13 protein-coding genes are annotated in these 20,092 nt (G+C 67.0%); 6 read left to right on the forward strand and 7 right to left on the reverse strand.

The window, feature by feature from the left end; all coding sequences use genetic code 11:
- Window positions 1–46 precede the first annotated feature (46 nt).
- Both ettA and H7J86_RS22705 read right to left on the reverse strand, forming a co-directional pair.
- Window positions 47–1,720: an energy-dependent translational throttle protein EttA gene (ettA, locus tag H7J86_RS22700; RefSeq protein WP_187096327.1), complete on the reverse strand. Its 1,674-nt coding sequence runs from the start codon at window positions 1,718–1,720 to the stop codon at window positions 47–49.
- A gap of 67 nt (window positions 1,721–1,787) precedes the next feature.
- Window positions 1,788–2,246: a single-stranded DNA-binding protein gene (locus H7J86_RS22705; RefSeq protein ID WP_090353244.1), complete on the reverse strand. Its 459-nt coding sequence runs from the start codon at window positions 2,244–2,246 to the stop codon at window positions 1,788–1,790.
- A 171-nt stretch (window positions 2,247–2,417) separates the two neighbouring features.
- Here H7J86_RS22705 and atzF point away from each other — a divergent pair, with 171 nt between their 5' ends.
- Window positions 2,418–4,037: an allophanate hydrolase gene (gene atzF, locus H7J86_RS22710; RefSeq protein ID WP_267293607.1), complete on the forward strand. Its 1,620-nt coding sequence runs from the start codon at window positions 2,418–2,420 to the stop codon at window positions 4,035–4,037.
- A 65-nt stretch (window positions 4,038–4,102) separates the two neighbouring features.
- Here atzF and H7J86_RS22715 read toward each other — a convergent pair whose 3' ends face one another.
- Complete coding sequence (locus H7J86_RS22715) at window positions 4,103–5,878, reverse strand: acyl-CoA dehydrogenase (RefSeq protein ID WP_267293609.1); 1,776 nt, start codon at window positions 5,876–5,878, stop codon at window positions 4,103–4,105.
- A 112-nt stretch (window positions 5,879–5,990) separates the two neighbouring features.
- On the opposite strand from H7J86_RS22715, the gene H7J86_RS22720 reads away from it, so the two are divergent.
- The 5 genes from H7J86_RS22720 to pknB all read left to right on the forward strand — a co-directional run bounded on the left by H7J86_RS22720 (window position 5,991) and on the right by pknB (window position 12,575).
- Window positions 5,991–6,575, forward strand: coding sequence for a TetR/AcrR family transcriptional regulator (locus H7J86_RS22720; RefSeq protein ID WP_090353239.1), 585 nt, complete (start codon window positions 5,991–5,993; stop codon window positions 6,573–6,575).
- A gap of 128 nt (window positions 6,576–6,703) precedes the next feature.
- Window positions 6,704–7,189: a MarR family winged helix-turn-helix transcriptional regulator gene (locus H7J86_RS22725; RefSeq protein ID WP_235632636.1), complete on the forward strand. Its 486-nt coding sequence runs from the start codon at window positions 6,704–6,706 to the stop codon at window positions 7,187–7,189.
- Between the two features lie 56 nt (window positions 7,190–7,245).
- Complete coding sequence (locus H7J86_RS22730; RefSeq protein WP_090353237.1) at window positions 7,246–7,698, forward strand: MmpS family transport accessory protein; 453 nt, start codon at window positions 7,246–7,248, stop codon at window positions 7,696–7,698.
- Window positions 7,695–10,592, forward strand: a complete 2,898-nt coding sequence (locus tag H7J86_RS22735; RefSeq protein ID WP_267293611.1) for an MMPL/RND family transporter — start codon at window positions 7,695–7,697, stop codon at window positions 10,590–10,592. Before H7J86_RS22730 ends, H7J86_RS22735 begins: the two co-directional genes overlap by 4 nt.
- Before the next feature lie 138 nt (window positions 10,593–10,730).
- The gene (gene pknB, locus H7J86_RS22740; RefSeq protein ID WP_267293613.1) at window positions 10,731–12,575 is read left to right on the forward strand and encodes a Stk1 family PASTA domain-containing Ser/Thr kinase; all 1,845 of its coding nucleotides are present in this window, start codon (window positions 10,731–10,733) and stop codon (window positions 12,573–12,575) included.
- Between the two features lie 54 nt (window positions 12,576–12,629).
- Here pknB and H7J86_RS22745 read toward each other — a convergent pair whose 3' ends face one another.
- The 4 genes from H7J86_RS22745 to H7J86_RS22760 are packed head-to-tail and all read right to left on the reverse strand — an operon-like array spanning window position 12,630 to window position 19,985.
- Window positions 12,630–14,636, reverse strand: a complete 2,007-nt coding sequence (locus H7J86_RS22745; protein ID WP_090353233.1) for a bifunctional copper resistance protein CopD/cytochrome c oxidase assembly protein — start codon at window positions 14,634–14,636, stop codon at window positions 12,630–12,632.
- Between the two features lie 23 nt (window positions 14,637–14,659).
- Window positions 14,660–17,002, reverse strand: a complete 2,343-nt coding sequence (locus H7J86_RS22750) for a glycerol-3-phosphate 1-O-acyltransferase (RefSeq protein WP_187096333.1) — start codon at window positions 17,000–17,002, stop codon at window positions 14,660–14,662.
- The gene (locus H7J86_RS22755) at window positions 16,999–18,519 is read right to left on the reverse strand and encodes an HAD-IB family hydrolase (protein ID WP_267293615.1); all 1,521 of its coding nucleotides are present in this window, start codon (window positions 18,517–18,519) and stop codon (window positions 16,999–17,001) included. Before H7J86_RS22755 ends, H7J86_RS22750 begins: the two co-directional genes overlap by 4 nt.
- Window positions 18,516–19,985 carry a wax ester/triacylglycerol synthase family O-acyltransferase gene (locus H7J86_RS22760; RefSeq protein ID WP_090353228.1) on the reverse strand — a complete coding sequence of 490 codons (1,470 nt, stop codon included), beginning with the start codon at window positions 19,983–19,985 and terminating at the stop codon, window positions 18,516–18,518. Before H7J86_RS22760 ends, H7J86_RS22755 begins: the two co-directional genes overlap by 4 nt.
- Window positions 19,986–20,092 lie beyond the last annotated feature (107 nt).

The raw sequence follows: 20,092 nt of genomic DNA on the forward strand, positions 1-20,092 counted from the left end.
GCGAGACTAGTCGCCCCGCCCGGCGCCGTGTCCCTGCCCCGCCGGATCAGTCGCGGGTGAGCCTGCGGTGGGTGACCCGGTGCGGCCGGGCCGCGTCGGCGCCGAGACGCTGGATCTTGTTCTCCTCGTAGGCACCGAAGTTGCCCTCGAACCAGAACCACTTCGCCTCGTTGTCGTCGTCGCCCTCCCACGCCAGGATGTGCGTGCAGGTGCGGTCCAGGAACCAGCGATCGTGGGAGATCACCACCGCGCAACCGGGGAACTGCTCCAGGGCGTTCTCCAGCGAGCTCAGCGTCTCCACGTCGAGGTCGTTGGTCGGCTCGTCGAGCAGGATCAGGTTGCCGCCCTCTTTGAGGGTCAGCGCCAGGTTCAGACGGTTGCGCTCACCACCGGAGAGCACCCCCGCGGGCTTCTGCTGATCGGGGCCCTTGAACCCGAATGCGGACACGTAGGCCCGCGACGGGATCTCGTTCTGGCCGACCTCGATGTAGTCGAGGCCGTCGGAGACGACCTGCCACACGTTCTTCTTCGGGTCGATACCGCCGCGGTTCTGGTCGACGTAACTGAGCTTGACCGTCTCGCCGACCTTGACCTCACCGCTGTCGGGCTGCTCGAGACCGACGATGGTCTTGAACAGGGTCGTCTTGCCGACGCCGTTGGGGCCGATCACGCCGACGATGCCGTTACGCGGCAAGGTGAAGGACAGGTCCTTGATGAGGACACGGCCGTCGAAGCCCTTGTCCAGATGGCTGACCTCGACCACGAGGTTGCCCAGCCGCGGCGGTGCCGGGATCTGGATCTCCTCGAAGTCGAGCTTGCGGGTCTTCTCCGCCTCGGCCGCCATCTCTTCGTAGCGTCCCAGCCGGGCCTTGCTCTTGGCCTGGCGGGCCTTGGCACCCGAGCGCACCCAGGCGAGCTCTTCCTTCAGCCGCCGCTGCAGCTTCTGGTCCTTCTTGCCCTGGACCTCCAGGCGCTCGGCCTTCTTCTCCAGGTAGGTGGAGTAGTTGCCCTCGTACGGGTAGGCGCGGCCGCGGTCGAGCTCGAGGATCCACTCGGCGACGTTGTCCAGGAAGTAACGGTCGTGGGTGACGGCCAGGATCGCGCCCTTGTAGTCGGCGAGATGCTGTTCCAGCCACAGCACGCTCTCGGCGTCGAGGTGGTTGGTGGGCTCATCGAGCAGCAGCAGGTCCGGCTTGGACAGCAGCAGCTTGCACAGGGCGACGCGGCGCTTCTCGCCACCGGACAGGTGGGTGACCGGCTCATCCGGCGGGGGGCAACGCAGCGCGTCCATGGCCTGCTCGAGCTGGGAGTCGATATCCCAGGCGTCGGCGGCGTCCAGCTCCTCCTGCAGCTGGCCCATCTCGTCCATGAGCTCATCGGTGTAGTCGGTGGCCATCAGTTCGGCGACCTCGTTGTACCGGTTGAGCTTGGCCTTGACGGCGACGCCCTCCTCGACGTTCTCGCGAACGGTCTTGGTCTCGTCGAGCTGCGGCTCCTGCATGAGGATGCCGACAGACGCGCCGGGAGCCAGGAAGGCGTCGCCGTTGTTGGGCTGGTCGATACCGGCCATGATCTTCAGGACACTCGACTTACCAGCCCCGTTGGGGCCGACGACGCCGATCTTCGCACCGGGAAGGAAGTTCAGGGTGACGTCGTCAAGGATGACCTTGTCGCCGTGCGCCTTGCGGACCTTCCGCATTGTGTAGATGAATTCGGCCATTGCCGTCGTCTTGCCTTTCGTTCGCCAAAGTCTCGCGACACCATCCTAGGCAAGGACGAATACCGCGCTACGCGGAGATCGGCAGCTCGCCCGAGTTGCGGGTGTGCTCATCGGCCTCCTCCGGGCCCTCATCGGCGCCGGACTCGGAGGCCGCCGCCGGTTCCGGGACCCGCCTGGACGGGTCGATCTTGATCCGGCACCGGGACAGGTCCGGTCCGACCGAGGTGGCGCGCACCTCGACGGAGGATCGGCGATTGCCCTCCTTGTCGTCGTATTCGTTGGTGTAGATGTGCCCGACGACCACCACCGGGTCCCCCTTGAACAGGGCGCCGGTCACCCCCTCGGCCACCCGGCCCCAGCAGTTCACGGTGAGGTAGAGCGAGTTACCCGGTTCCCAGGAGCCCTCCGCGGTGCGCCTGCGCGAGTTGCTGGCCACCCGGAACCGGGTGAAGTCCTGGTCGCCGACGCGACGCGGCACGGGGTCGGTGATGACGGTGCCGACCACGGAAAACGGTGTCTCGAACATGGCATTGCCTTTCGGTCATTTCATTCCGCGCCGGCAGTGATGTGCTCGCCGCCGGCCTGTGCATCCATTGACCCGCCGGGCACCGACAGACCGTCACCCGACGCCGCGATCGGGACCACCACCTGTGGATCAATCCGGCACTGTGGATAACCGGGCCCTAGGGTTTGGCGCATGACTGTGTGGATCAGCCGACGCCCGGATGCCGATATCGACGCCGATCTGGCCGCCAGCCGCGCGGCCGGCGGTGCGCTCGCCGGGGTGCGGCTGGCCGTGAAGGACAACGTCGACGCCGCAGGCCTGCCCACCACCGCGGCCTGCCCGCAGTTCTCGTATCAGCCCGAGTCCGACGCGCCGGCGGTGGCCGCCCTGCGCGCGGCCGGCGCGGTGGTCGTCGGCAAGACCAACCTCGATCAGTTCGCCACCGGCCTGGTCGGCACGCGCTCCCCGTACGGCGCGGTATCCGACACTCGCCGGCCCGCCTACATCAGCGGCGGCTCCAGTTCGGGTTCGGCGGCGGCGGTCGCCTCCGGGCAGGCCGATATCGCGATCGGCACCGACACCGCCGGGTCGGGCCGGGTCCCGGCCGGGTTGCAGGGCATCGTCGGCATCAAGCCGACGCTGGGCGTGATCAGCACCGACGGCGTCGTGCCCGCGTGCGAGTCCTATGACTGCGTGACGATCTTCGCCCGCGACCTGAACCAGGCCAACACGGCGATGGCGGCGATGGCCGCCGCCGGAGACCGCGCCTGGCCGGCCGACGTTCGCGTGGCGGCGCCACCGAATCCTGTTGTCGCCGTGCCCTCGACGCTGCCCGCTCTCGACGAGACCTGGCAGGCCGCCTTCGCCGCCGCGGTGCAGACCTTGGAGAAGGCAGGCGCGCAGATCGTCATCGTCGACATCGAACCGTTCCTGGCCGCCGCCCGGCTGCTCTACGACGGTGCACTGGTCTCCGAAAGATACGCCGCGGTGGGCGAATTCATCGACGGCCACCCCGACGCCGAGCTGGATCCGACGGTGGCGCGCATCGTCACCGGAGCCCGTGACATCCCGGCGCACCGGCTGATCGCCGACCGCCGCGAGGTGGCCCGGTTACGCGCCGTGGCGATGGCCTCCCTGCAGGGAGCAGACGCGTTGCTGGTGCCCACCGCGCCGCTGCACCCGACCCTGGACGAGGTGGCCGCCGACCCGGTCGGGGTGAATTCGACCATGGGCACCTACACCAACTTCTGCAATCTGTTCGATCTGTGCGGTGTCTCCGTGCCCACGGGCACCGCCGGCGACGCGCAGTTCGGTGTGACCGTGCTGGCGCGTGCCTTCGACGATGCCGTCGCCCTGGATATCGCTGCCCTTGCGGCGGATGTGGAAGCGCCGCAACAGGTGTGGCCACTGGCGGTGGCCGACCACACCGAGCTGGTGGTGTTCGGCGCGCATCTGCGCGGCGGACCGCTGGTGTGGCAGCTCACCGATCTGGGCGCCCGCTGGGCCGGCGAGCTGACGACGGCGCCGCGGTACCGGATGACGGTGCTGCCGACCACCCCGCCCAAGCCGGCCATCACCCGGGTTCCCGAGGGCAGTGCTGGTGCGGCCCTGCTGGGTCATCGGTGGCTGCTCTCCCCCGCCGCACTCGGTCGTTTCCTGGCCGCGCTGCCGGCACCCATGCAGTTGGGCAAGGTCGAATTCGGCGACGGCAGCTGGCGTACCGCCTTCGCCGCGGATGCCTCGGCCGCCACGGGGCCGGATATCAGCGAGTACGGCAGCTGGCCTTCGGCCATCGCGGCCGGAGCGGTCTAGCAGAGCCATCGCGGCCGGAGCGGTCTGACAGAGCCATCGCGGCCGGAGCGGTCTAGCAGCGCGGCTCAGAACCAGTCGGGCCGAGCGTCGACGGAGACGCGGTCCAGCGCAGCCAGCAGATCGAATTGCGGACCCACCTTGGGTAGTTCGTAGGTGAAGAAGTACTGCGCCGCAGCACGTTTCCCGTCGTAGAAGCTGCCCTGGTTGTCGCTGGCGGCGAGGAGTAGTTCCAACCACAGCCAGGCCATCACGACGTGGCCGGTGGCCTCCAGGTACACCGTCGAGTTCGCCAGGGTGGTGGCAAGGTCGTCCGCCGACCAGAGGATCGCGGTGACCTCCTGGAGACGCTGCACGGCACGCCGTAGGTCAGCTGCCTGCGCGGCGGCGTAGTCGGTGCTCTCGGCCTTGGCGATGGTCTCGTTGATCCGTTCGACCAACAGCGCCAGACCGGCCCCGTCCTGCATGACGACCTTGCGGCCGAGCAGGTCCAGCCCGTGGATGCCGTGGGTGCCTTCGTGAATGGCGTTCAGGCGGTTGTCGCGGTAGTACTGCTCGACATCGAATTCGGTGGTGTAGCCGTATCCGCCGTGGATCTGGATCGCCAGGCTGTTGGCCTCCAGGCACCATTGGGAAGGCCAGCTCTTGGCGATGGGCGTCAGGACTTCGAGCAGCAGGTTCGCCCGCTCGCGGTCGCCGTCGGCTCCGGTGCGCGCCTCGTCCACCAGGTTCGAGCAGTACAGGCCCAGCGCCAATCCGCCCTCGACATAGGACTTCTGCGCCAGCAACATTCGCTTGACGTCTGCGTGTTCGATGAGCGCCACGGGTCGCACCGCCGCATCCTTGTTGCCGACCGGCCGACCCTGGGTGCGCTGCTTGGCGTACTCCAGCGACGCCAGATAGCCGGCGTAGCCGGTGGCGGTCGCCTGCAGGCCCACTGCCATCCGGGCCTCGTTCATCATGTGGAACATGTACGCCAGACCCCGGTGCTCTTCGCCGACCAGATAGCCGACGGCACCCTCACCGTCACCGACCGGGTGGGAACCATCGCCGAAGTTGAGCAGCGCGTTCGTCGTGGCGTGGTTGCCCATCTTGTGGTTCAGGCTCACCAGCGCCACATCGTTGCGCGTACCGTCCGTCAGGAATTTCGGGACGATGAACAAGGAGATGCCTTTCACGCCCGGACCTCCCCCGGGCGCTTTGGCAAGCACCAGATGGACGATGTTCTCGGTCAACTCGTGATCGCCACCGGTGATCCACATCTTGGTGCCCGTCACCCGGTAGGTGCCGTCGGCCATGGGGAGGGCTTTGGTGGTGATGTCCGCCAACGAGGACCCGGCCTCGGGTTCCGATAGGCACATCGTGCCGAAGAAGCGGCCCTCCAGCATCGGGCGTACCCATGTGTCGATCTGCTCCGGTGAGCCGTACTCGGCCAGCAGATTGGCATTACCCATGGTCAAGAAGGCGTAGGCCGTCGTACTGGGATTGGCCGCCCGCTGGAATGCCAGCGCCGCCTGGGAGACGACCGTCGGCAATTGCATCCCGCCGATCGCCTCGTCGAACGGGCCCGCCATCAACCCCGCGGCGCTGAAGGCGTCCAGGGCGGTCTTGATCTCGTCGATCAGCGCGACCTTGCCGTCGGCCCCCACGACGGGCTGCGTCTGATCGCCCTTCTTGTTATGCGGGGCAAAGCATTTCGACGCAATATCGGCCGACAGGTCCAGCACGGCATCGAAGGTGTCCCTGGAGTGTTCGGCGAAATGGTCGCGCTTGGTCAACGCGGTGACATCCAGCCATTCGTGCAGCAGGAAGTCGACGTCACGCCGCGAGAGGAAGTCGGCCATGGGCAGCCTTTCGGATCGACCAGAAGTTAGCGATCGCTCATTAAATGAGCGCTCGCTAATATTGCGTCGTCATCGCCCTCGGTGTCAATTGTGTGTAAGATCACCCACCGTCATGGCCATCGACCGACCTGCGGATTCAGCTGCGGCAGAACGCATGCGACGGGCCGCGATCGAGGCGTTCGCAGAGTCGGGATATGGCGGTAGCTCCACCCGGCAGATCGCCAAACGCCTGAACATGAGCGCGACGGCCATGTACCCCCACTACCGGTCGAAAGAAGAGCTGCTCTTCGCCATCGCCCTGGAGGGCCACAGCAGCCTGCTGGCCGCCCTCAAGCACGCAGATCCGTCCACGCCGAACTTCACCGAGCGGCTCCGGGCGGTCGTCGCCGCGTTCGCGCGCTGGCATGCGGAGAACCACAAGCAGGCCCGCGTGGTGCAGTACGAATTGCACGGACTCACCGCGGCCCACTACCGCAAGATCGCACCCCTGCGACATGAGGCGACCGCAGTCTTGACCGACATCATCGCCGGCGGCATCCGCGCCGGCGAATTCGATGTCGACAGCGTCGAGGAGATCGTCATGGCGATCTCCTCCCTGTGCGTCGACGTCTGCCGATGGTTCCCCTCCAAGAAGCACTCCGACGCGAACAAGCTCGGCGAGCTGTACGCGGGCATCGCAGAGCGACTCGTGCGCTGACCCGCGGCGGCGGATTGCATCACGCACGGCATTGAATCGTCTCCACAACGCTTCGATATCCAGGAAACTCACAGGTCCGGGCGAAGTTTCGGCTATCAGTTAGATAAGCTTCGTGATATAGATACGTTGTGAAGCAACAGCCGCCCGGCGATCTTGCGCGCGAAAGCGTGGGCGAGCTGGTCGATCTGGCCACCGACCTGACGGCCCGATTCCTCTCCGACCGCGTCGACCTCAGCGTGTCGGCCGCGTTCGCGATCAACCGGCTCTCCCGGGAGGGACCGCTGCGGCTGACCAGCCTCGCGGCCAAAGAGGGCGTCAGCCAGCCGTCCATGACACAGCTGATGCAACGACTGGAACGCGCCGACCTCGTCACCCGGGTTCCCGACCCCGAGGACGGCAGAGCCTGCCTGATCGGGATCACCGACCAGGGCCGGGCAATGCTCGACGATCGCAGACGGCTGCGCCGGGAGCGTCTGGCCGGGTTTCTGGAGACGTTGTCGGCCGAGGAGTGCAGCGCACTGTTGCTGGCCGCCAACGTCGCCGTTCCGATCCTGGCCAGGCTGGTGGCAGCCGCGGATACGCCGTCGGAGCCGAACGACGCCGCGCGCCACTGACACAGGACTTCGCGGCAGCGGCGCCGCAATCAATTGACGGGGTGAAAGGTGTTGGGGTGAAATCAGTTCCAGTCGGCAACTGGCTGAAGAAGATCTGGATTCCGGTGGTCCTCATCGTGGTGTTGGCCATCTCCGGGCTGGTGGTCTCGCGACTGCACAAGATGTTCGGATCAGAGGACCTGAACGCCAACGCCGGAGCCGGTATCGAGATCGTCCAGTTCAACCCGAAGGTCGTGTTGTACGAGGTCTACGGGCCCCCCGGTAGCTCCGCCGAGATCAGCTATTTCGACCCGGACGCCAACGTGCACTCGGTCAGCGCTCCGCTGCCCTGGTCGGTCACCTTGTCCACCACGTTGCCGACGGTCAGCGCGAATCTGATGGCCCGCAGCGACAGTGAACGCAGCAGCGACCACATCGGTTGCCGCGTCACCGTCAACGGCACCGTCCGTGAGGAGCAATCAGCCGATGGCGTCAACGCCCAGACCTACTGCCTGGTGAAATCCGCATGACCACTGCCACCACCGCCGCACCCACCGGCACGCCGAAGCGGCCCGTCGTCCCGCACCTGATCCGCATCCTGGCGTGGCCGATCATCCTGTTCTGGATCGCGATCGCCGTCCTGGTGAACGTCATCGCACCCCAGCTCGAGGTGGTCGGCGAGCTGCACGCCGCACCGATGGCGCCCGAGGACGCCCCCTCGATGCAGGCGATGAAGTTGATGGGCTCCAACTTCAAGGAGTTCAACTCCAACAGCACCGTCATGGTCGTCGTCGAGGGCCAGCAGCCACTCGGTCCGGACGCGCACAAGTACTACGACGAGATCATCCACAAGCTGGAGCAGGACCCCGAGCACATCCAGCACATCCAGGACTTCTGGGGTGACACGCTGACCGCGGCCGGAGCGCAGAGCGCCGACGGCAAGGCCTCCTACGTGATGATCAACCTGGCCGGCGAGCAGGGCATGACGCTGGCCAACGAGGGCGTCGATGCGGTCCGCAAGGCCATCGAGGACACCCAGGCCCCGCCCGGGGTGCAGGCCTATGTCGCGGGTCCCGCCGCACTGACCGACGACATGCACGTCATCGGCAACGCGAGCCTGGCCGAGATCACGTTGATCACCCTCGTCGCGATCGCGGGCATGCTGTTGGTGGTCTACCGCTCGATCAGGACCACGCTGATCCAGTTGTTCCTGACCTTCCTCGGTCTGCTCACCGCGCGCGGCGTGGTGTCGGTACTGGCCACCCACAATGTGTTCGGGCTGACCACGTTCGCCGGCAACATCCTGACCATGCTGGCGATCGCCGCGGCCACCGACTACGGCATCTTCATCTTCGGCCGCTACCGCGAGGATCGCGGCCTGGGCCTGGACAAGGACGACTCCTACTACGCCACCTTCAAGTCGGTCGCACCGGTGATCGTCGGTTCCGGACTGACGATCGCGGGCGCGACCTACTGCCTGAGCTTCTGCCGGCTGCCCTACTTCGCCACGATGGGCGCACCGGTCGCGATCGGCATGATCGTGGTGGTCCTGATCGCGGTGACGCTCGGGCCCGCGGTGCTCTACCTCGGCAGCCGCGTCGGGCTCTACGAGTCCAAGCGGCCCCCGCAGAGCAAGTTCTGGCGGAAGGTCGGCACCGCGGTCGTGCGCTGGCCCGCACCGATTTTCGTGGCCAGCTTGTTCGTCGTGCTGATCGGCATCGTGGCCATCCCCGGCTACAAGCCGGCCTACAACGACCGGTACTACCTCCCCAAAGACGCCCCGGTCAATGTCGGCTTCGCCGCCGCCGACCGGCATTTCAGCCAGGCCCGGATGAACCCCGACATCCTCATGGTCGAATCCGACCATGACATGCGCAATCCCGCCGATATGCTTGTGCTGAACAAGATTTCGAGCAATGTGATGCACGCCGAGGGCATCGCGATGGTGCAGAACATCACCCGGCCGCTGGGAATCCCCATCCAGCACAGCTCGATTCCGTTCCAGACCAGTATCTCGGGTCAGACCAGCAACATGAATCTGCCGTTCCAGCGCAAGCAGCTGGACGACCAGCTCAAGATGATCGATGCGACCAACACCTCCATCGCCATCATGAAGGAGCAGTACCAGCTCTCCCTGCAACAGACGAAGCTCACCGTCGATTCGGATGCGAAGTCGCGGGAGTTGCTCGCGATCACCGAGAAGCTGCGGGACAACATCGCGAACTTCGATGATCAGTTCCGGCCCCTGCGCAACTATTTCTACTGGGAGCCGCACTGCTTCGACATCCCGATGTGTGCCGCCACCCGCTCGGTCTTCGATGCGCTCGATTCGGTCGACGAGGTGACCGACAAGACCGGCGACGTGCAGGTCAACACCGACCAGCTGGCGGAGTTGGCGCCGAAGCTGACCGCGCTGCTGCCGCAGACGATCGCGTCGATGGAGACCAGCAGGGATCTGTCACTGGCGTCGTACAACTCGCAGAAGGCGCTGATCGATCAGATGCAGGCGATGAACGACACCGCCTTGTCGATGGGCGCCGCCTTCGACACCGCCAAGAACGACGATCTGTTCTACCTGCCTCCGGAGGCCTTCCAGAACCCGGACTTCGAGCGCGGGTTGAAGATGTTCCTGTCCCCGGACGGTAAGTCCGCCCGCATGTTCATCACCCATCAGACCGACCCGGCGACCGTGGACGGCATCGCCCGGGTCGATTCGGAACGCAAGGCGGCGCAGGAAGCGCTGAAGATGTCCTCGCTGTCGGACGCCAAGATCTACCTCGGTGGTGTCGCGGCGACCTACAAGGACATGTCCGACGGCGCCCGCTACGACCTGATGATCGCGGTCGTGTCGGCGCTGACGCTGATCTTCATGATCATGCTCATCCTGACGCGCAGCGCGGTGGCCGCACTGACCATCGTCCTGACCGCGGGCAGTTCGATCGCCGCGTCCTTCGGCATCTCGGTGCTGCTGTGGCAGGACCTGTTCGGGATGCCGGTGCACTGGCTGGTGATGCTGATGTCGGTCATCATCCTGTTGGCGGTCGGCTCGGACTACAACCTGCTGCTGGTCTCCCGGTTCAAGGACGAGATCCACGCCGGCCTCAAGACCGGCATTATCCGGTCCATGGCGGGCACCGGCGGGGTGGTCACCTCGGCCGGGCTGGTGTTCGCCGCCACCATGGCCGGCATGATGGCGAGCAAGCTGATCGTGTTGGCCCAGATGGGGTCGACGATCGCCATCGGCCTGCTGATCGACACCTTCATCGTGCGGTCGCTGCTGATGCCGTCCATCGCCACGATGCTGGGCCGGTGGTTCTGGTGGCCCCAGGTGGTCTACCCGCGCGGGGACTACCAGTTCCTGCCGTACGTCCCCAAGCGGCGGTCCAGCGACGCCGATACCGAGGCGCTGCCCGCCCAGAGCTGACAAGTTCGCGCGGCGGGTCCGGTTGTCCCCTCGGCTAAGAAGGCTCGGCTAAGAAGGGGTGTCGGACCCGCCGTTTGCGTGTTGAGAGAAGATCAATGGTGTGGGATCTAAGGGAACTGCCGTGAGCGGGATGACGCGATGACCGTGCCGCAGCAGTTCACCGACCGCTACGAGCTGGGCGAGATCCTGGGCTTCGGTGGCATGTCGGAGGTGCACCGGGCCCGGGATATCCGCCTGCACCGCGACGTCGCGATCAAGATCCTGCGCGCCGACCTGGTCCGCGACCCAAGCTTCTACCAGCGGTTCCGGCGGGAGGCCAAGCACACCGCGGCGCTCAACCACCCCTCGATCGTGGCGATTCTGGACACCGGTGAGGCGCAGACGCCGAACGGGACGCTGCCGTTCCTGGTGATGGAATTCGTCGAGGGGCTCACCGTCGGCAAACTGATCGCGCGCCACGGTGCGATGGCACCGCAACGCGCGATCTCGATCATCGGCGAGGTGTGCACGGCGCTGGAGTTCAGCCACCGCCGTGGCATCGTGCACCGCGACATCAAACCGGCCAACATCATGATCACCCCGACCGGCGCGGTGAAGGTGATGGACTTCGGCATCGCGCACGCCATGAACGCCACCACCGGGGACCGGCTGACCGCGACCTCGGCGGTGGTGGGCACCGCGCAGTACTTCTCCCCCGAGCAGGCCCGCGGCCATGAGGTCGACGCCCGCACCGACGTGTACTCCTTGGGCTGCGTGCTCTACGAAATGCTGACCGGACAGGCACTCTTCAGCGGTGACACCCCGCTGGCAGTGGCCTATCAGCACGTCCGGGAGCGGCCGATCCCGCCGTCCCAGCGGCACCCGGGTATCTCCGCCGAAATCGACGCCGTGGTGCTCAAGGCGCTGGCCAAGAAACCGGAGAACCGGTATCAGAGCGCGGCCGCCTTCCATGCCGACCTGATGCGGGTCAGCCGCGGCAACGCTCCGGAGGCGCCGGCGACGTTGCCGGCGGACGACACCGACCGGTCCCCGGTGGATATCGACCCGCAGCCGCATACCTTGCAAATGCCCGTCCAGGAACGCCGTAGTGGGTCGCGGCGCTGGTTGATCGCCGGTGCAGTCGCGGCCGTGACCCTGCTGGTGATCGCCGGCGTCTTCGTCGTGGGCACCATGAACCGCGTATCGGTGCCCGATGTGCACGGTTTGACCCGCCAGGATGCCCTCACCCAGTTACAGGACCGCGGCCTGACCCCGCACGTGGACACCAAGCCGGACGGCTCGGTCGAGGCGGGTCGGGTGATCGGCACCGACCCGGCGGCCGGCGGCTCCGTCTCGTCGGGCAGCGATATCACCGTGAACGTCTCGACCGGACCGGAGCAGCGCCGCATCCCGGACGTCGCCACCCTGACCTATGACGATGCGGTGCAGAAACTGCACGATGCCGGCTTCGACAGCGTGCGGCGCATGACGCAGGCGTCCAAAGCCTCCGAGTTGGACAAGGTGGTCGGGACCATACCGGCCGCTCAGCAGGATTCGGCGACCAGCAACGAGATCGTCATCCTCGTCGGTTCCGGGCCGGCGACTCGGACCGTGCCCGACGTGACCGGGCAGACGGTCGATCAGGCCACCCAGAACCTCAACACCGCGGGTTTCACCACCATCCTCAAAGCGGACACCGACGGCACGCTGCCGGTGGGTCAGGTGGCGAGCACCGACCCGGCGGCGGGCGCATCGGTGGACGCGGACGCGCCGATCACGCTGAAAGTGTCACGAGGCAATCAATTCGAGATGCCGGATCTGCGGGGGCTGTTCTACGGTGACGCGCTGCAGTCGCTGCAGGCCCAAGGTTTCACCGGCGCCTTCCAGAAGGGACCCGATATCGACGCCGGCAGCGACAAACGCAACAAGGTGGTGCAGCAGGACCCGGCCCCGAAGACCGGGGTGAACCGGGACGGCACCATCACGGTGAACTACGGGTCCTGAGCGCGGCACGCCCGCGATACGGGCGGGTCTGCACCCGCCGCGCGGCACGGCGACCTAACCCTGGTGCTGCTCGCGTTCGGCCAGCTTGGACAGCATCGCGTTATAGGCGGCCAGATCGGCGTCGTCATCGCGGTCGGCGGCGCGGTCCAGCCGGGTGGCAGTGCGGTTGTCGCTGCGCCGCCACTGGATCAGCAGCGCGAGCATCACCAGCACCAGCGGCACCTCACCGGCCGACCAGGCGATACCGCCGCCCAGACGCTGATCGCCCAGGAGATCGGTATGCCAGTAGAGCTGCAGTGACTTGTAGAACCCCTCGGCCATCACCGTCTGCGTGCCCATCAACACCACACCGAAGAACGCATGCAGCGGCAGCGACCCGAACACCACACCGAGCTTGGCCAGCGGCGGGATGGGCCGTGGTGTCGGGTCGATCCCGATGACCACCCAGTAGAACAGATAGCCCGACAGCAGGAAATGCAGGTTCATCGCGACGTGCGCGGCGTGGATACCGGCGACGGCGTCGAAGATCCCGCCGAAGTACAGCCCGTAGAAACCCCCGACGAACAGCGCCGTGGCGACGAACGGGTTGGTTAGCACCAGCGACACCCGGCTGTGCAGCGCGGCCAACAGCCACTCACGCATGCCCGGCGGGGCGTCGCGTCCGGCGGCCGGCAGCGCACGCAGCGCCAAGGTCACCGGCGCCCCCAACACCAGCAGCACCGGCGAGAGCATCGACAGGAGCATGTGGGCGCCCATGTGCATGCTGAACATGGCCGGCATGTAGCGGCCCAGCCCCGACGACGTCGCGAACAGCAGCACCGCGCACCCGCACAACCAGGCGGCGGTCCGCCCCATCGGCCACGCATCGCCCCGCCGCCGCAGCCGGACGACACCCGCCACGTACACCGCGGCGAACAGGATCGCGGCGGTCCCGAAGATCAGGTCGAAGCGCCAGTCGAACAGAATCCGCGCCACCGTCGGCGGCCCGGCCAGGTCGTAACCGATCTGCACCGCGGTGACCGACGGGTTGAACACCGGCGGCGGCGGTGGCGGGGTGCGGCCCAGCGCGACGGCGATACCGAAGGTGAGACCGAATACCAGCGACTCGACCAGCGCCAGCTGGATCAGCGGGCGCCGGTTCTCCGGATCGGCGGCCAACGCGCCGACCGCGCGGCGGCGCTGCAGAAATCCGAGCACCCCGAGCACGAGCAGTGCCACCACTTTGCCGACGATCAGCCAGCCGTAGCTGCTGTGCAGCAGCTCAGCCGGCCGGACCCGGACAAAGGCGTTGATGACGCCCGAGAATCCCATGGCCACGAAGCACCACAGGGCGATCGCCGAGAACCTCCGTGCGGCCAGATCGGTGTGCGCCCCGCCGCGGAAGGCCAGCGCCCACACCGCCAGCAACCCGCCTGCCCACACCACCCCGGCGACCAGGTGGATGAACAGGCTGTTGGTGGCCAGGTCGTGCGAACCACCGGCCGACGAGTGCCCCGACAGCGCCAGCGGCACCAGGGTGAAGACCGACCCGGCGCACAGCAACGGGGTCCACGACCAGCGCAGCACCGGGATGCTCACGACGGTCACGATCGCGGCGAACAGGGCCGTCCAACGCCAGGTCCCCGCGGTCTCCACCAGGCCGGCCACCGACCAGATATCGGCCACGCTGAGTCTGCTGGCCAGCGGCTGACCGGTGATATCGGACACCGTCAGCGGCACCAGCAGCACGGCGGACACCGTCCAGATCCCGGAGGCCACGGTGCCGGTGCGCAGCGCGCGATAGCCCGCCACGTCCAGCACGCCACTGGACTGCGGCGGCACCAGGAACGCGGCCAGCAGGAACGAGCCGACGGCGACGGCGGCAGCGATCTCCCCTGCCGCGCGGACGAAGGGCAGCCCGTAGGTGGTGACCGGTCCCGGATCCGGGAGGCCGGTCGCGGTCAGGGCGTCGGCCAGCGACAGCCCGCCCAACCCGGCCGCCACGGCGCCGGCCAGCACCGCGACGCCGAACAGAACGGGCCATACGGTGCCCGTGTGCACCCGTGGCGCCGTGGTCGTCATCGGTCAAGCGTATGGGGTCGCCTTCAGGCGTTCGCTGCCTGTCGGGCTGCTCGCTCACGCTCGACGAACTGGGCAACGGATCCGGCCTCGACGGTGTCCATATCGGTGAGGATGTCCCGCAGCTCGGCGAGGAAGGCACTACGCCGCTGCGACAGGTCCGGCGCGCGACCCAGCAACTTCTGGTCGGCCACCACCTGCCGGGCGGTCGCGAACAGCAGTGCCGACACCGACTCGTTGCTGCGGACCTTGCCCTGGGCCACCTGCTGCGCGCCGACTCCGAGGGCCAGTTTGGTCAGTTCCTTCTCGGAGATCTCGGCGGGTGCGTCGCGCAGCACGTCCGCGACGATCTCGTAGGCCTCGACGAACGGGCGCAACATCGCCGAGCCGAGCAGCGGTCGCTTGGCCCGCAGCAGTGCCTCGATGCCTTCACGGCCCGAGACGATCTGCTCCTCCCAGTCCTGCGTCCACGACATCTCCTTGGTCAGGTTGTCCCGGAAGGTGGCCGAGTCGGCAAAGTAGAAGTCGAACTTCAGCAGATCGCGCAGGCGCGCCGTCTGCGCCCAGAACACGTCCAAATGGTCGGACTCGGCACGGGCCGCGTGCGCCAGCGCCAGTTCGATGATCGAGGTTTCCAGGAACGACGCGATCAGGGTGTTGCGGTAGAACGCCGCCTCGTGCTCGTTCTCCGGCGCGATCCGCCATACCGGCTCCCTCCCCCCGTCGATCCGGGTGACCGGATGCCCCCCGGACAACGCGTCGACGGCGGCCCGCACCCCGTCCACGGTGCGCAACCGCAGGGTGCTGTTGGTCATCGGAATTCCCTTGCGCTCCAGGTAATCAAGTGAGTCCTGGAACGTCCGGTGCAACTGGCCCAGCGTCAGTGCCACCCCGCGCGAGGTCAGCAGCAGCGCCGACACCAAGCCGGTGGCGTTGACCGGGGTGACCTGCTGGATACGCCAGGCCACCTCGAAGGCCATCTTTTGCATGGCCAACCGTTTGGCATTCGGGTCGGAACCGATAGGCCCGCCCGGCTCGCCGAGGTACTGGCGCATCGACACCGCCTCGGGGAAGCGGACGTAGATCTTGCCGTAATTGCGTTCGCCCTGGGCCTTGACGAAGTTGTAGAGCCAGCTCACCCCTTCGGGGGTCTTCTCGCCGCCGCGTGCGTAGGCCGCGTACTCCTGTGTCTCGTGCAACTGGTCGAAGCTGATGGACACCGGCTGCAGCAGGATGTCCTCGCTGCGACCGTCGAGATAGGCGTCGGCGACGTAGGACAGCAGACCGAGCTTGGGCGGCAACATCTTTCCGGTGCGCGACCGAGTGCCCTCGATGGACCAGTTGAGATTGAAGCGTTTCTCGACGATGTACCCGACGAACTGGCGCAGCACGTACTTGTACAGCGGATCGTCGAGCTTGCGGCGCAGGAAGATGACACCGGAATGCCGGAAGATCGGGCCCATGAATCCGAACGACAGGTTGATGCCCGCGAAGGTGTGCACCGGCGGTAACCGGTTCTCCTGCATGGCAACCGGCACGATCACCCCGTCCAGATAGGAGCGGTGCGAGAACAGCAGCACGGCCGGATGGATCTCCAGCGATCCCCGCATCGCCTCGATCTCTTCGCGGTCGTAGTCGATGTTGGGGTCGAACCCGCGGCTGAAGATGGCCCGGCCCAAGGTCGGGATGAGGTCGACGGAGAACCGACTCCACCCCGTGGACAGCTCATCCAGCATGGCGCCGGCGTCTTCGATCGTGGCACCGGGAATCTTGTCCAGTCCCTCGCGAAAGCGGGCCGAGGCCAGCATCTCCGGCTTCACCAGCCGCGGCGACTTGTACTCCGGACCCAACAGCCGCAGCTCGACCCGCTCGATGGCCAGGATGGCCCGGCGGATGACGAAACGGGCGAATTCGCGGGGGTTCTCGGCGGTGGTGTGGTCGTTCCAATGCTGGTGCAGCTCGGACACCTTCGCCGGTTCACCGGCCACCACCCGCGCGCGGGACGGGTCCTTGCGCAGGATGCGCCGCTGCAGCAGTTCGGGCGGGCGGTAGGTGTCGCGGCCGGAGATCAGCGAGACCACCTTGGACCGGGTGGGCAGCCCGCCGGGGATCCAGAACACCCGCACCGGAACCACCGACCGGTCCGGGTCGGCCGACAGCTTCTCGACCAGCTGGGCCAGCACCGTCGGGGGCGGATCGTCGGAGTCGGGCAGGTGCAGCACCTCGACGCGGGCGTCCGGGCGGTCCCGGCGCTGCTGCAGCAACCAGTCCTTGAGCAACTCCTGCTCGGCCGGCGAGCCGACGGAGGCGAGCACCAGGGTGTCGTCGGTCGGCTTGAAACTGTCGATATCGCCCGAGAGCCTGGTCATGAACGGTCCTCCGGGGCGGGCTTCGGCGTATCGGCACCCCGCTTGTACAGCGGAACCTCCGGGAGCTGGTCACGCGGCCAGGCTGCCAGCGTGTCGAGGTAGAGCTGGCGGACCTCGGCGATCCGCTCGGACAGATTGTCGTGGGTCCAGTCGTCGGTCGAGATCGGCGGGAACACCGCGACGTCGACGGTGCCCGCGTTGAAAGTGGCGGAGTCGCGGGCGGCGATGACCTCGGCGTTGCGGATCACGATCGGCACGATCGGGATGCCCGCGGCCATCGCAATACGGAACGGCCCCTTCTTGAACGGGCCGACCTCGGTGGTGTCCAGCCGGGTGCCCTCCGGCGCGATCATGATCGAAAGACCTTTCTTGGCAAGCTCTTCCACCTTGCGCAGGCCTTCCACCGCGGCCTGGGTGTCATCGCGGTCGATGAACGCTGCATCCATCACCTTGCCGATCGGCCCCATCACCGGGTTGCGTTCCAGCTCCTTCTTGCCCACGCTGGTGAAGTTCTCCCGCACCAACCGGCCGGCGATGAACGGGTCGGCCTGGTTGCGGTGGTTGAAGAGGAACACCGCGGGCCGCTGCGCGGTGAGGTTCTCCTCGCCCAGCACGTTGATCTCGATCCCGATGGTCAGCATCAGCAACTTGCTCCAGTTCGAGGTGAAGAAGTTCACCCCCGCGCGCTTGTTGCGGGTGAGCAGCCCCCGCCCGAGCGCACCCGCGGCGACCGTCGGGATGGTCGCCAGTCCGGCCAGGGTGCGCAGTTGCGCGACCGGGTTGCTGCCGCTGCGGCTGCTGAACTTCAGGACGGGCCAGCCGCGCTTTCGGGCGACCGCGGCCAGCTTGCCCGCGGGGTTGGTCGGGCGCGGGTTACCGACCACGTACATCAGCGCGACATCCTCGTCGCCGTCGGCGTAGAAGTAGCTCTGCGCCAGGTCGACCCCGTTCTCCGCGGAGAACCGCTGCACCGCATGGGCTTTCCCGGAACCCCAGATGATGGGCTGCTGCACCTCACCGGTGATCAGCCCCTCGTCGTCCACCTCGAACTTGTTGCACAGCACGTTGTCGATGCCCAGAAACCGGGCCACCGGCTCGACCTGCACGGTCAGCGCCGAGGAACTCAGCACCACGGTGTGTCCGCGGGCCATGTGAGCCCGCACCATCGCGCGCATCTCGGGGTACATCCGGTCGCGGACGTGCTGGACGAACAGCCGCTCCCCCAATTCGTCCAGATCCGACAACGAGTTGCCGTGCAGCATCCGGGCACCCTTGCCGATCAGGTCCTCGAACTCCGAGCGCCCCAGTTGATGGTTGAGCCCCGCCTGCACCATGCCGATGAACTCGCCGACACTCATCTGGCCGCGGCGCAGCCGGTCCTGGGTCATCAGCACACCGGTGAACCCGGCCACCAGCGTGCCGTCCAGATCGAAGAACGCGCCGACCTCGGGCCCGGGCGGGCTGGCCTCGATCTCGGCGACCGTGCCCGGCAGGCGCGCGTCGTTCGCCGAACTCATTGCGCGGCACCTCCATGTGATGAGGCGGTTTCAGGTGCTGTGAACGACGCCGCCACGGCGCGGCCCTCCCCGCCGAGGGCCAGGATCTCATCGAAGCCCCGGAGCAGGCAGTCGGCCCACAAGGCGTCGTCGACGACGGCGGCCCGGTCGTAACGGGTGGTGACGGTGACGAAGCCGCCGCGCGACACCAGCACCGTCATCATCGCGACTCCCGGCAGTGGGCCGAGTCCGTAGTGCCGCAGCACCTTTGCCCCGGCGATAAAGGTATCGCCGGGATACACCGGCACATTGCTGGCCTGCACATCGGAGTTCACCACCGAGCCGGCCGCCGATTCGAGGACGGCGTCGGGCAGAAAGCTGACGAACGGCGCCAAGGTGCCCACCATGTCCATGGCACGTTCCTCGCGCTTGGTGGTCATCTGTGAGCGGATCGCCGCGATCCGCCGTCCGGGATCGGCGATACCGACCGGTGCCGCGAGATTGATTCCGGCAAAACGATTTCCGCCGGCAGGATCGTCGTCGACGCGCAGGTTCACCGGGACCGCCATCGGCAGACTGTCGATCGGGATGCCCTTGGCCTCGTGATAATGCCGAAGCGCCCCGCACAACCCGGCCAGGTACGCGTCATTGATGGAACCGCCGGCAGCCTTGGCGGCCCGATGGAAGTCGGAGAAGACCATGTCGATGGCCTCGCTGCGCGAGGCCAGGCTGCGGCGGCGCAACAGCGGCGAATGATCGGCCACCGGTCGGGATACCCGGGCGGTCGACAACGCATAGTCCACGACGCCACTGACCGTGGCGGCCGGATCGCGTACGACGTTGGTCACCGCGTGCACCGCACCGCCGAGGAGGCCCAGCACACTGTTGGTGATCTTGAGGGGCAGCCGGTTGATGCCCATCTTCATCAGTTCGTTGGCGGAGAGATCCTGTGGAATAGGCAGGGGCGCAAGCTCGCCGATCGGGGTGTCGCGTTCCAGGTTGTAGATGTTGGCGAACATCTCGACGGTGCCGACCCCGTCGGCGACGGCGTGGCTCAGGTGCAGGATGGTGGCGGCCCGGCCGTCGGCCAAGCCCTCGACAAGGGTCGCGGTCCACAACGGCCGAGTGATGTCCATCGGTGTCTGCAGCGCGACCTCGGCCAGGTCGAGAACCTGACGCAGGGTGCCGGGTTCGGGGGCGCGCACCCGGCGCACATGGAAGTCCAAGTTGAAGTCGGGATCGACCACCCAGCGCGGGGACGCCGTCGGCAGCGTCGGCATCACCACTTTCTGACGCAACCGCAGAACCTTGCGCGACGCCTGCTCGAACACGGCGCGGAATTGCTCCCAATCAGGGGTGACGTCAAGCAGTTCGACGCCCATGATGCCCGACCGGGTACGTGGATTCGCCTCCCCGCGGTGCAGCAGTGTGTCGACGCCGTTCAATTTCTGGGGCAGCCCCGCCGCATCCAACGGCACGTTGCTCATCGCGCAAACTCCTCCTGCAGGGCACTCTCCTGGGCGGGCGCCGTGCAGCGTCCACGCTAGTCCGCGGCGCGGTGGCGCGACGGGGCTTTCGTAGCTGTAGCCGGCCC

This window comes from Mycobacterium hackensackense (assembly GCF_025822555.1).
Classification (GTDB): Bacteria; Actinomycetota; Actinomycetes; order Mycobacteriales; family Mycobacteriaceae; genus Mycobacterium; species Mycobacterium fluoranthenivorans.